The following is a 13,125-nucleotide window of genomic DNA, read 5'->3' on the forward strand; positions in this document are numbered from 1 at the left end:
GTCTGTTTAATATAAATAAAAAGAAAAAAGATCCACACTTTCTATTTCCAATCAATTGCAAAACACGAATCAAATTTGAATAATCTGTTCAGAACGATTTCAATTAAGATTATTGTCAAAACCTCTTTGCATTTATTGGTAATAATCCTAATGGCTTTCAGATAATTACCAATATGGAAATTGACACTCATCAAGACAATGATGATTAGCCAGTCTAAAAATCTCAAAAAAAAGTACTACCGTGCGTAACTAAACACTTCAAATAGATAATCAGATTAATATTTAATCTTTGCATTCATCCAGTCAGACTTATCGAAAATTTCGTCTATCTTGTTGTTTTTCGTTTTAAATTCGCACTATTCCTGGATAGAAAACACTAACCAATTAATATTGTTAATCAAACAATTAGCAGTCACTTGAACATTTTCAACTAATTCACGGAAGTTAATAGATTTAACCTATCAATATCCCTTGCAAATCGGTAGTAAAACGATTACGTCATTTTTACTGCCACAAATAATATTAATAATCATCAATATTCCATTCACATGCGCGCCCCGCGAATGACCGAATATTTTATGGGCCTTTCTTGCCCCTGCGTCGACGTAATATTTAACTTAAGGAAGAGTCAACATATGAAAATAAATACGATGCAATTCCCCTGCTCACTATTAGCTATTGCGATTTCTTTTGCGTTAACCTCCACTGCGATAGCCAATAATAATATTTCACCACCAAAAGGTGTGGATGATACTGTTATTATTAATAATGGCCAAAGTATTACACTTTCCGCGACGGAAAATACCGACCCCGCGTGGGATAATTTCCGCAGTCTCTGGGTAGGTGATAACTCTGACGGATCGCTGCTGATCGATGGCCGTGATATTGCCACCGCTGCCGGTATGATCGGTAATGGCGCGAACGGCAGCGTGACGCTGACCAATGGCGCAACCTGGACGCTGGGCAATCTGAATCTGGTGCTCGGGACCCATGATGGTTCAGGAACACTGCTGGTGAGTAACGGCAGTAAAATCAGCGGCATTGATGAACTGCGCATTGGGGAATATGCCGCAAACGCACAGGGAACGGTTACCATCGACGGCGCAAATTCTTCTGTCTCCTCCGCCTGGAGCGTCGTCGGCGATCAGGGACGCGGCAACCTGGTCATTACCCGCGGCGGTACCCTCTCCTTAAGTGAACACATGAACATCGGCTACGTCGGTAACACGAATAACACCAGTCGTAATGGCTATGGAGAAACCCTGGTCGACGGTGAAAACTCGCGGCTGGATGTGACAAGGGGCATTTATCTCGGTGGCTTTGACGGAAGTTTACCCAATGACGCCACCGGTATTCTCACCGTCAGCAATGGCGCAACGGTCAGCTCGGGTAGCTTTATCTGGCTGGCTGTGGGGCAAGGCAGTACCGGCATCCTGAATATCGGCGGGGCAAAAGGAGAAGCGCAACAGGCTGCGGGAACGCTGGATCTGCCGTGGATCTACCTTGGTAACACCAGTGGTATTAGCACGGCAGAACTCAACTTTAATCACAACAGCAACGACTTCGTGCTCTCAGCCAAAATCACAGGCTTCGGCGAAGTGAACCATTTCGGCTCGGGGACAACCACGCTTACCGGTGCCAACACCTACCAGGGCCCCACCCACGTCGCGAACGGCACGCTGCGCGCGGGAGTTGAGAATACCTTAAGTGCAGGATCGGATTACCGCGTGGACAGCGGCGCGCAACTGGATCTAAATGGCTATTCGCAAACCCTGAACTCGCTGGATCTGGCAGGCACGACAACGCTCTCTTCCCCGTCGCGAGTGAAAGCCCTCTTTACCCCAACCACGTTAACGATTAACGGCGATTACGCCGGTAACAACGGCCTGCTGGCCTTACGTACCGTATTGGGCGATGACCTTTCGGCGACCGATAAGCTGGTTGTGCGTGGTGATACCCGCGGCACCACGCGTGTCAGCGTCACCAACGCCGGCGGTAGCGGTGCCCCAACGATTGAAGGCATCCGTATTATCGACGTTGAAGGCGCATCTAACGGTACCTTTGTGAAAGAAGGCCGTATTGTGGCGGGCGCATATGACTACGACATTGTAAAACGGGATAACCAAAACTGGTCTCTGACCAGTGTGGCATTGCCAGGACCGGTTCCCCCTACGCCACCGGGTATCCCGAAAGAACCCGTCATACCCATGCCTCCCACACCGGAAGGCCCACATCAGTATCGCCCGGAAACCGGCAGCTATCTGGCAAACATCCTGGCCGCTAACACGCTGTTCACCACCCGCCTCCACGATCGTCTGGGTGAAACCCAGTACACCGATGCGTTAACCGGCGAGCAGAAGGTGACCAGCCTGTGGATGCGCCATATCGGCGGACATAACCGCTTCAAGGACGGTTCCGGGCAGATAAGCACCCAGAGCAACCGCTACGTGATGCAACTGGGCGGCGACATTGCGCAATGGAGCACCGATGGTCTCGATCGCTGGCATCTGGGTCTGATGGCCGGTTACGCCAACAGCAAGAGCCGCAGCCACTCCAGTCTCACCGGATACTCCTCTCGCGGGGAAATCAGCGGCTACAGCGCCGGTCTGTACGGCACCTGGTATGCCAACGACGCCGATAAAACCGGCGCGTATGTCGATGCCTGGATGCTCTACAACTGGTTCGACAACACCGTCTCCGGACAGGGACTGGCGTCCGAGAAGTATGACTCGGACGGTATTACCGCCTCTGTTGAAACGGGCTACACCTGGAAACTGGCCGAATTCAGCGAACGTAACGCGCTGTACATTCAACCCAAAGCCCAGGTCACCTGGATGGACGTGCAGGCTGATACCCATATTGAGAAAAACGGTACCCGGGTGGTGGATAAAACCGACGGCAATCTGCAAACGCGCCTGGGTGTGAAAGCGTATCTTCAGGGGCATAACGCCATGGATGACGGCAAAGACCGCACTTTCCAGCCGTTTGTCGAAGCCAACTGGATCCACAACACCAGCAGCTACAGCGTGCGGATGGATGACATCAATAACGAAGTGAAAGGCAGCCGCAATATTGGCGAACTGAAAGTGGGCGTTGAAGGCCAGCTTAGCCAGCGTCTGCAACTGTGGGGCAACGTCGCGCAGCAGATTGGCGACAACGGCTACAGCGATACTCAGGGAATGTTAGGCATCAAATATAGTTTCTGATAGCCAAAAAATAAGTCGTTAATCTCAAGGAGAGTCATAAATGACAAATATAAAATGGAAATGTCTTGTACCTGTCGTGGTGGGCAGTTCGTTTCTCGCCTCACCGTTTGTCTTATCGGCCGAGCTGGAAAATAAGACCTTCACCAGTTCAATGTCGTCTATTAGTAACGGGACCCATACTGTCAGTCTGGGTAATGTGACCTTAGACGCCAGCGGTTACACGGGCAGCGCCAATTACCAACGCGCGCTGATCAACACCCTGAACGGTGCGGTGAACATTAATATCAGCAATGGGAATACCCTGACGCTGAGAGGTTTTAATAATCACTCCACAGACGAACGTGCAACGCTGCATGCTTACAAGCGAGGGACACTCAGCGGCACAATGACATTCACCGGCGGCAATATTGTCGTCAGTAATGAAGTCACAAATAGTTATGCCGATGTTCACGGTTTATTTGCCGGACCAGGCGGTAAATTTGATTTCAAAAGCGACGGCGATAATAAAGTTAATTTGACTGTGCTAATGCCGCAAGCGGGATATGTCAGCACCCACCGCTGGGGTATTGGCTTGCATAACGGTGAACTTGCCTTTGATGGCGGAAACTTTGTCATCAATGTTGACGGCGATCCGGGCGACAACTCTATCGACCGTCGCGTGGGGATGGTGCTTGCCGCAGGAAGTAATGTGGATATCAAAGCCGATCGTATTGATATCGATGCCAATGAACTGGCACTACATTTTGCCGCAAGGGCGGGCGCTAACACGAGTAACACGGCCTATAACGTGATTAATACCGCCAAATTTGAAGCTGACTACATCACCCTGAAAGGCAGCCAGGGGATCCTGGCGGGGCTACCCTACGCCACTTATGGTACGAGAAATAGCGTCGAATTTACCGGCCTCACGCAGATTGAAGCGCTCTCACGTGGCGATGAAAATAACCTCTTTGGTGAGGCTGGAGGTGGTCGGGCAATTGACCTGATGGCAACGGATATCACCTTCAACAGCAATGCTGTCATCGTCGGCGAGAACCTGACTTACCTGGGCAACCGACCCGGTTACGAGCATGAATTTTTGGGTTGGATCGACCCGTACTGGATGCGGACCATCTCCCTGACAGACCAGTCGTCGCTTATCGCAAAAGGCGATTTTCTGCTGACCAGCAACGGTGGATATTACAACACAGGCCTTTACCTGTGGAAAAGTGAGGCGCAGTTTCAGGGAAAAACCGCCATTACCATGCAAAATGGCGTCGATACCGCACGTGCGGTTTATGCTTATGATGGCGGCAGTAACACCACAAAAGTTGAATTCCAGGATGATTTAGGCATCTCACTGTCTGATACACACGCCAACTATGTCGTGGGTATCGAAGCCGCGGCGGGTGGTATTGTCGATGTACAGAAAGGTCTGTTGATGACAGATAACAGCGATCCCACCTGGTCCCTGCTCTCCCGTGGAGCAAACAGCCTGATCAACGTGAATTCTTTAGAAACCGGCACGGTACAGGTTGTTGGCGACATTGGCGCAATTAACGATGCCACGCTCAATATGGTACTGAATAACGCAAACTCCTACCTGACGGCCACTAGCTATACCGCTACGTCTGGCTCGACCAGCAACGGTATCGTCAATCTTGATCTCTCCAGGGGGGCGGTGTGGAATATGACCGGTAGCTCTCATGTCACCGACATTTCTCTCGATGGCGGCATCGTGAATTACCTGCCGCCTGAGAGTAACGGCCTATTTAAGACGCTGACCGTGGAAGGCAATTTCTACGGTGGCGGAACGCTGAAAATGAACACGACACTGGGTGGCGACGATTCTCCTACCGATAAACTTATCGTGGAAGGCGACACGTCCGGTCATACGCTGGTTGCGGTGAACAATATTGGCGGTACAGGCTCGCAAACGGTGAACGGTATTGAGATTGTCGAAGTGTATGGCGATTCCGCAGGGACTTTTGCCAAAGCCGGACGTATTGTCGCGGGGGCTTATGACTATGATGTGGTGAAAAAGGGCAGTAACTGGTATCTGACCAACACCTTTATCACTGACCCAGTGCCGGAACCGGAACCAACGCCAGATCCCGACCCGACACCGGACCCAACGCCACAGCCGGAAGGCGAGAAAACCTATCGCCCGGAAACCGGCAGCTATCTGGCAAATATCCTTGCCGCCAACACGCTGTTCACCACCCGCCTCCACGATCGTCTGGGTGAAACCCAGTACACCGACGCGTTAACCGGCGAGCAGAAGGTGACCAGCCTGTGGATGCGCCACATCGGCGGACATAACCGTTTCAGGGACGGTTCCGGGCAGATAAGCACCCAGAGCAACCGCTACGTGATGCAACTGGGCGGCGACATCGCGCAATGGAGCACCGATGGTCTCGATCGCTGGCATCTGGGTCTGATGGCCGGTTACGCCAACAGCAAGAGCCGCAGCCACTCCAGTCTCACCGGATACTCTTCTCGCGGGGAAATCAGCGGCTACAGCGCCGGTCTGTACGGCACCTGGTATGCCAACGACGCCAATAAAACCGGTGCCTATGTCGATGCCTGGATGCTCTACAACTGGTTCGACAACACCGTCTCCGGACAGGGACTGGCGTCTGAAAAGTATGACTCAGACGGTATCACCGCCTCGGTGGAAGCCGGTTACACCTTCCGTCTCGGAGAGAGCAGCAACGGTCGGGACAGCTACTGGCTGCAGCCCAAAGCCCAGGTCACCTGGATGGACGTGCAGGCTGATACCCATATTGAGAAAAACGGCACCCGGGTGGTGGATAAAACCGACGGTAATCTGCAAACGCGCCTGGGTGTAAAAGCGTATATCCAGGGGCATAACGCCATGGATGACGGCAAAGACCGCACCTTCCAGCCGTTTGTCGAAGCCAACTGGATCCACAACACCAGCAGCTACAGCGTGCGGATGGATGACATCAGCAACGAAGTGAAAGGTAGCCGTAATATTGGCGAACTGAAAGTGGGCGTTGAAGGCCAGCTTAGCCAGCGTCTGCAACTGTGGGGCAACGTCGCGCAGCAGATTGGCGACAACGGTTATAGCGATACGCAAGGCATGTTAGGGTTGAAATACAGCTTCTGACTCTAAACCACCCGTGTTCCTGCGGGTGGTTGATTTCCTCCCCCAACTCTCCCTTTGTGATCCCATTCGCATCCCCCAGCTTTTGTGATAAATAAGATGAAGTTACTTTATCTCATTCAGGGAAATGTGGTTTATGGAACCTCTGCACGCAGTTTTCCTCACCGTCAGCCTGTTCGTCTTAACCTTCTTCAACCCAGGCGCCAATCTGTTTGTGGTCGTGCAAACCAGTCTGGCCTCCGGACGGCGCGCAGGCGTACTAACCGGTCTGGGGGTGGCGTCAGGTGATGCGATCTATTCCGGGCTCGGACTGTTTGGAATGGCGACGTTGATTACCCAGAGCGAGGCGATATTTTCGGTGATCAAAATTGGCGGCGGCGCGTATCTGCTTTGGTTTGCCTGGAACAGCATTCGCCACCAGGCCACCCCGCAGATGCCGACGCTTCAGCAACCCGTTAGCGCGCCGTGGACAGTGTTCTTTCGTCGCGGCTTATTGACCGATCTGTCAAATCCACAAACTGTCCTGTTTTTTATCAGTATCTTCTCCGTAACGCTGAGTGCCGACACGCCCATGTGGGCAAGGATGATGGCCTGGGCCGGGATCGTGCTCTCTTCGGTTATCTGGCGCGTCTTTCTGAGTCAGGCTTTTTCATTGCCAGCCGTGCGTCGGGCATACGGAAGAATACAGCGCGTCGCCAGTCGAATCATCGGGGCAATTATTGGCATGCTGGCGTTACGTTTAATCTACGAAGGAATTACCCATCGCTAACCCCTCCCCCTGAAATAAAGTAGTTTCAGGGGACAGCATTTGCCTCCACTCTTCCCTTTGCTGTAAAACATTATTATCCCGAAAAACAACCGCTCTCCCTTAAATAAATTTAACGCAGAGAGAAATGGGTTTTATTATTCATCCAAAGGCAAAATGGGAACAATCCGATGTTAAAAAATAAATCATTACTTTTATTACCGCTTATTCTCACGGGCTGTACGATGAGTGACAGCGATATGCGTAAAGCCTACAGCAACCACTACCAGCAGCCGGCAGGCTATGTAGCGATCTATAAGGAAAAAATCGCCGGGATGGACAGTGACGCGCTGGCAAAATATGCCGCAGCAGAAGAAAAGAAAAAAATGCGCGGCCAGTCCAGCGTGAAAATTGATGATTACATTACGGCGCAAAACATTCAGGCCCGGGGTCAGCGTGTGGTGTTCGATTATTCGCTTTCAGAGAAATGGTTAGCACTTCCTCCCGCGCAACAACTCGAGAAACAGAAGCGGATGGAAAAAGATTTAATTTACCGTACCTGTTCACTGGAAACGGTAAAACTGGCGCAGGAAAAAGGGCTGGAAGAAGAACATAACTATTACAGTCAATATCCCGAGACCATCGCTTTTACTCTGCGCACCAGCGGGCAGATCTGTATCAATAATGGTTTTGCACGGTAATCCCCGTCGTGCGGGTAACAGAAGTTCACGCGATGGTTGGTATTGCCCGAAGATCGCTGCGCAATGTTACCGCCCGGTTGTTGACATAAGGATTCTGGCTGGAGAGAAAAATAAAACCGGCGCATCAGTCGCCGGTTTTATCAATGAATCGCGATTATCGGTCAGGCATTTTCCGCCGGTTTATGCTCCGTTTTCACCTGCGCATTTTCCAGCATCCGACGCACCGGAACAATCAGCACAATCAACACCGCCGCACAAATCAGCAATGCAATGGAACAGCGGGCAAAGAGATCAGGCAGCATATCCAGTTGGTCAGCCTTGACGTGACCACCAATCAGACCTGCCGCCAGGTTGCCCAATGCGCTGGCGCAGAACCACAGCCCCATCATCTGGCCCCGCATTCTTTCTGGCGCTAACAGGGTCATTGTCGCCAGACCAATCGGGCTCAGACACAGCTCGCCCAGGGTCAGCATCAGAATACTTCCCACCAACCAGAATGGCGATACGCCCGCCCCACCGTTGCTCAGCACATTCTGCGCCGCCATCATCATCAGGCCAAAGCCCGCCGCCGCGCACAAAATACCGATAACAAACTTGGTGATGCTGCTCGGACGCACGTTTTTGCGCGCCAGCGCAGGCCAGGCCCAGCTGAAGACCGGTGCCAGCAGGATGATGAACAGGGCGTTAATCGACTGGAACCAGACGGCAGGAATTTCGAAATCACCGATCATGCGGTTGGTATAGTCGTTCGCGAACAGGTTGAATGAAGTCGGTTTCTGCTCAAATGCGGACCAGAAGAACGCCGCGGAAACCAGCAGAATAAAGCAGACCAGCAGTCTGGCGCGCTCTTTGCGGGTCAGACCCGCAAACATAAACAGATAGATAAAGTAGAGCGCCACAGAAGCGGCAATGACATAGACCAGCATGCTGGCAACGGCAACCGGATTAATGACGATCACCCCCTGGGCAATCAGCGTCACGATAATAGCAACACCAACCGCCAGCGCCAGCAGCCAACCACCCACGCCGTTTTTCTTCACCACCGGGCTGTTCCAGGTCGAATCGAGCCCCACTTCACTGTCGTAGCGTTTCATGGAAGGAACGGCAAACACACGGAAGATCACCAGCGCGACCAGCATCCCGAGCCCGCCGATACCAAAGCCCCAGTGCCAGCCATGGGATTTTATCAACCAGCCAGAGATCAGCGGGGCGATGAATGACCCCATGTTAATGCCCATGTAGAACAGCGAGAAACCGCCGTCGCGGCGGGCATCGCCTTTCTTGTAGAGGGTACCCACCATGACCGAAATACAGGTTTTGAACAGGCCCGAACCCAGCACGATAAACATCAGTCCGATGAAGAACAGGTTGTCACCCATCCAGGCCGACAGGGCGATAGACAAATGACCGAGCGCGATCAGGATCGAACCGTACCACACCGCGCGTTGTTGCCCGAGCCAGTTATCCGCCAGCCAGCCCCCCGGAAGCGCCGCCAGGTACATACTGCCAGCAAAAATACCGACGATAGCGGACGCATTCTCGCGCGCCAGTCCCATGCCGCCATCGTAGACGGTCGCGGCCATGAACAGAATCAGTAGCGGACGAATGCCGTAAAACGAAAACCGCTCCCACATCTCCGTGAAGAACAGTGAACCCAGCGGATAAGGATGACCGAAGAACGTTCGGCTTTCGTTTTTATTAACAGAGGAATGCATAATTTCTCCCGAAATGGTGTGTTGTCTTGCTTGTAGCCACTGAATTACCCGCCGACCATTCATATATCAGGCCAATCATTTACATCCAGTGAAATATTATTTAACCATTTGATAACCATAAGACAGTTTTGTCTAGTGCCAACATCAGGACTTTAAGATGAAAACTCGATAGATGTCTAGTTTTGTAGATTTTATGTTTGATAAGCAAGGATAAAGATTGACTTTGAAAGCCTGCAAATTATCCCTCATTAATTCATTAATAAACAATGCGTTATCTTTTAATATTATCCCCAAAAGCACAAAAATGGTCGACACCTGGCTTTCAGTCTTTTTTCACTGAGCGAGATTTATGAATGACATTCATAGCGGCTATCCCGCTGGCGACCATTATCTGCGGGTATGAAAAGGCTACACTGCGTCTCACTCTTCCTGTCCCGACGGATGATTATGATTACCGTCGCCAGCGTCATAATGGCGCGGGCCGCCAACCTGACAACCCCGGAGAAATCATGAACACGCAATTTGAAGGTAATGGCATTTTCCCGAAAGGGCCGAAAAACGAAGCATATGCGCACTATTTTCAGGGGACCAGTTACCTGAATATGTTGTCCACTCAGGGGGTCAATATTGGCAACGTGGTGTTTGAACCTGGCTGTCGCAACCACTGGCATATCCACCACAAGGGCGGGCAAATTCTGCTGGTGACCGGCGGACGCGGCTGGTATCAGGAGTGGAATAAACCGGCACAGCCTCTGGTCGCCGGAGACGTCGTGAATATTCCGCCCGGCGTGAAACACTGGCACGGCGCGGCCGCCGATAGCTGGTTTGCCCACCTTGCCATCGAGGTGCCCGCACAAGGGGCCTCAAATGAATGGCTGGAGCCGGTCAGTGAGGAAACGTACGCCCAGCTACCTTAACGCCTCAGGGGTAGCGTAATGCCTCAATCATCCGCGCAAAGGCTGGCGGATGCTGTTTGCGGCTGGGGTAGTAAAGATAGTAGCCCGGAAATTCAGGACACCATGACCGCAAAACCTGCACCAGCGCGCCGGATTTAACGTACTCTGCGACAGAATCCTCTGGCACGCAGGTGAGGCCAAACCCGGAGAGCGCGGCATCGATGCGTTCGGTAAGCAGGTTTAACGTCAACTGTCCTTCTACCCTGACGCGCAGCGGCTTGCCGTCCCGCTCAAATTCCCAGTGGTACAGACCGCCCGCAGTAGGCAGGCGCATATTGATACACCGATGGTTCTGCAATTCATGCGGTGTTTCTGGCACGGGACGCTCAGTAAAATAGTCTGGCGACCCCACCACCGCCATGCGCATATCCGGGCCGATTTTTACCGCGATCATATCTTTATCGACGCTTTCACCCAGACGCACCCCGGCGTCAAAACGGCCTTCTACGATATCCACAAAACCATTATCGACCACCAGTTCGACGCTGATTTGCGGCCAGGCCTTGAGAAAAGGTTTTAACCTCGGCCACAGCAAACTGCGCGTCGCGTGCTCCCCGGCCGATACACGGATATGGCCCGAGGTCGTCCCGTTCAGTTGAATGAGTGCTTCCAGTTCCTGTTCAAGGTCCGCGATACGGGGTTCAAGACAGGCGATAATTCTCTCGCCTGCGGCGGTAGGTGCCACGCTGCGGGTGGTTCGGGTCAAAAGCCGCAGGTTTAAACGTTCCTCCAGCGCTTTCATGGCATGGCTGAGGGCCGATTGTGAAACGCCAATCTTCGCAGCGGCTTTGGTAAAACTCCGCTCTCTGGCGACAACCAGGAAGATTTGCAGTTCGTTGAAGTTTTCTTTAAGCATGGGCGAATCCTGACAGGTAGCGGGATTCAGGCATGATAGTGAATCACTCCCCGCATTGTAAGGCTCCCGATCTAAAAGAGCCCGACAGCGTAAACCATCGGGCATCCGGTTTCTCTGGTCGCAGAACGGATAAATTGCCGTTTACGTCGTTTCGCGACGGGCCATCAGAGCATAGAGCTTCCCGGCAAAGGTATCACTAACCGGCCAGTCGTCAGCGGCAACGCGAACCGCCGTGCCAAACCCGCACTGCGCCAGCAATTGCAGATACTCCTCATCCCGCCAGGCACGCGTCTGACTGCAAAAATGCACAACGCTGGCGTCGGCCTTGAGCGCCCAGAACGTCGTGGTGCTGGTTTGCATTTCTTCATTCCAGCTATTTTCGCTCAGCAGCAGGTGTGGCTCGGCAAGAAACAGCCCCTGGGAACAACGCTGCCAGGACGGTTGTGCCGTCCCCTGCCTTTTGACTTCGTCATAAGTATGCACTTCAATCAGCAGAGAGCCTCCCGGCTTCAGCCAGGCGGCACAGCGCGCCACCAACTGTTGCGCATCCTCAATGCTGAAGACATTGATTTCACCGAAGGTCATCATGATGAAATCAAAAGTGTCGCCAGGCAGGTAGTCGCGAACGTCCTGTTCCAGGTATTCAATGCACAACCCTGCGCTCTGCGCCTGTTCCCGCGCCCACTGAACAGAGGCCGGAGAAAAGTCAACGCCAGTGCAATCAAATCCGCGCTGTGCGAGACGTTGGGTGTAAAAGCCGGGTCCACATCCCAGATCAAGTATTTTTGCGCCCACGGGAAGTTGACGGGCGATCCAGTCGACCTGCTGCTCGATGACCGAGAGTTTACGACTGGCCCAGTCGTGCTCCTGAGATAAATGGTTTTCCAGCATTCTGCGGCTGAAGTCCGGATCGTTCCATGGGATCTTGCCGCCCGTTTCATGACCGTCGTATTGCCCACTCAGAAGAGTCAGTTCAAGAAGATTCATCCGTTGATCTCATCGTAATGTGTATATTGGCTGAAATAGCATTCCAGCCTTCCTTCACAGCGAGAGCATTATGTCATGCTCTCGGTCATACATTCCCCGATCCCGGTTCAGATTTTGTCGGCAGGAAAATCGGATAAGCGGACAGGATTGATAATCCTCAGGGATTTATTTTTGTATTGGATAATCTCCTGCTGCGCAAGTTTTATCAGCGTGCGATTGAGTTGTCTGACAGAAACGCCCAACATGGCGGCGAGCGACTCCCTGTTCTCCAGTTGAATCATTACGCCTTCGCTTTGCGTTTTGAATAATAAGAATTGACGCAATTTAGATTCCACCGAAATCGCACCAACCGAATGCAGCAGTGAAGTATTAAGTAACTTATGACTTAAATTCTGACACATAAAAAGAAGAAAAGCGGGATCGCTCATCGCGTTCTCTCTTACTGCCTCAACCGGAAGGGAAAGTAACAGAGAGTCCGATAATGCCTGGACGGCACTGAGGGCTTTACTTTGTTTTGTTGAGAAAAGTTCGAGTTCGCCGATCACCGAAAAAGCGGTTTCAAAAGAATAGACCCCATGAGTCCCGTTTGGATTCTGGCGTTCGACTTGCAGCTTACCGTCAACCAGGAAAAAGAGATGTGTCAAATGCGTACTTTGCGTCGTCAGATATTCCCCGGCGTCAATTTTAATCAGACGCAATGCGGCTAACAGCGAAGCGTTGAGTACGGCAGATAACCCGTGCGCTAAAATAAATCGCTCTTTTAAGGCACTGTCGCTGATATTTTTCATCTTCCCCTCCGCCCTTTTCCTGTCTCCCTTTCATGGGATAGCACAATAAAATGAACGCGGCG

8 protein-coding genes and 1 pseudogene are annotated in these 13,125 nt (G+C 52.0%); 5 read left to right on the forward strand and 4 right to left on the reverse strand.

From position 1 onward, the window contains the following. The first annotated feature begins 635 nt into the window (after nucleotides 1-635). The 4 genes from I6L53_RS16880 to I6L53_RS16895 all read left to right on the forward strand — a co-directional run bounded on the left by I6L53_RS16880 (nucleotide 636) and on the right by I6L53_RS16895 (nucleotide 7,761). Complete coding sequence (locus I6L53_RS16880) at nucleotides 636-3,206, forward strand: autotransporter outer membrane beta-barrel domain-containing protein (protein WP_052425419.1); 2,571 nt, start codon at nucleotides 636-638, stop codon at nucleotides 3,204-3,206. A gap of 40 nt (nucleotides 3,207-3,246) precedes the next feature. Then, nucleotides 3,247-6,318, forward strand: coding sequence for an autotransporter outer membrane beta-barrel domain-containing protein (locus I6L53_RS16885; RefSeq protein ID WP_052425420.1), 3,072 nt, complete (start codon nucleotides 3,247-3,249; stop codon nucleotides 6,316-6,318). Between the two features lie 133 nt (nucleotides 6,319-6,451). After that, complete coding sequence (locus I6L53_RS16890) at nucleotides 6,452-7,084, forward strand: LysE family transporter (RefSeq protein ID WP_042324671.1); 633 nt, start codon at nucleotides 6,452-6,454, stop codon at nucleotides 7,082-7,084. 221 nt (nucleotides 7,085-7,305) lie between these two features. Continuing rightward, nucleotides 7,306-7,761 carry a hypothetical protein gene (locus I6L53_RS16895; RefSeq protein ID WP_232231107.1) on the forward strand — a complete coding sequence of 152 codons (456 nt, stop codon included), beginning with the start codon at nucleotides 7,306-7,308 and terminating at the stop codon, nucleotides 7,759-7,761. A gap of 161 nt (nucleotides 7,762-7,922) precedes the next feature. Here I6L53_RS16895 and I6L53_RS16900 read toward each other — a convergent pair whose 3' ends face one another. After that, nucleotides 7,923-9,476, reverse strand: coding sequence for a peptide MFS transporter (locus I6L53_RS16900; RefSeq protein WP_042324674.1), 1,554 nt, complete (start codon nucleotides 9,474-9,476; stop codon nucleotides 7,923-7,925). 509 nt (nucleotides 9,477-9,985) lie between these two features. On the opposite strand from I6L53_RS16900, the gene I6L53_RS16905 reads away from it, so the two are divergent. Beyond that, nucleotides 9,986-10,393: a cupin domain-containing protein gene (locus I6L53_RS16905; RefSeq protein WP_042324872.1), complete on the forward strand. Its 408-nt coding sequence runs from the start codon at nucleotides 9,986-9,988 to the stop codon at nucleotides 10,391-10,393. A 4-nt stretch (nucleotides 10,394-10,397) separates the two neighbouring features. On the opposite strand, the gene I6L53_RS16910 is transcribed toward I6L53_RS16905, so the two are convergent. The 3 genes and pseudogenes from I6L53_RS16910 to I6L53_RS16920 form a co-directional block, all read right to left on the reverse strand. After that, entirely contained in the window at nucleotides 10,398-11,288 is an 891-nt protein-coding gene (locus I6L53_RS16910) for a LysR family transcriptional regulator (RefSeq protein WP_042324677.1), read from the reverse strand. A gap of 144 nt (nucleotides 11,289-11,432) precedes the next feature. Then, nucleotides 11,433-12,275, reverse strand: a pseudogene (locus I6L53_RS16915) (class I SAM-dependent methyltransferase); the annotation flags it as partial. A 107-nt stretch (nucleotides 12,276-12,382) separates the two neighbouring features. Continuing rightward, a complete protein-coding gene (locus I6L53_RS16920) occupies nucleotides 12,383-13,063 on the reverse strand; it encodes a Crp/Fnr family transcriptional regulator (RefSeq protein ID WP_042324681.1) in 681 nt (226 codons plus the stop codon). Nucleotides 13,064-13,125: the final 62 nt, after the last annotated feature.

The sequence above is a fragment of the Citrobacter farmeri genome (assembly GCF_019048065.1).
Lineage (GTDB): Bacteria > Pseudomonadota > Gammaproteobacteria > Enterobacterales > Enterobacteriaceae > Citrobacter_A > Citrobacter_A farmeri.

Coding starts and splice junctions, on each gene's coding strand:
- I6L53_RS16880 (WP_052425419.1), top strand. CDS start 636: ATGAAAATAAATACGATGCAATTCCCCTGCTCACTATTAGCTATTGCG.
- I6L53_RS16885 (WP_052425420.1), top strand. CDS start 3,247: ATGACAAATATAAAATGGAAATGTCTTGTACCTGTCGTGGTGGGCAGT.
- I6L53_RS16890 (WP_042324671.1), top strand. CDS start 6,452: ATGGAACCTCTGCACGCAGTTTTCCTCACCGTCAGCCTGTTCGTCTTA.
- I6L53_RS16895 (WP_232231107.1), top strand. CDS start 7,306: ATGAGTGACAGCGATATGCGTAAAGCCTACAGCAACCACTACCAGCAG.
- I6L53_RS16900 (WP_042324674.1), bottom strand. CDS start 9,476: ATGCATTCCTCTGTTAATAAAAACGAAAGCCGAACGTTCTTCGGTCAT.
- I6L53_RS16905 (WP_042324872.1), top strand. CDS start 9,986: ATGAACACGCAATTTGAAGGTAATGGCATTTTCCCGAAAGGGCCGAAA.
- I6L53_RS16910 (WP_042324677.1), bottom strand. CDS start 11,288: ATGCTTAAAGAAAACTTCAACGAACTGCAAATCTTCCTGGTTGTCGCC.
- I6L53_RS16920 (WP_042324681.1), bottom strand. CDS start 13,063: ATGAAAAATATCAGCGACAGTGCCTTAAAAGAGCGATTTATTTTAGCG.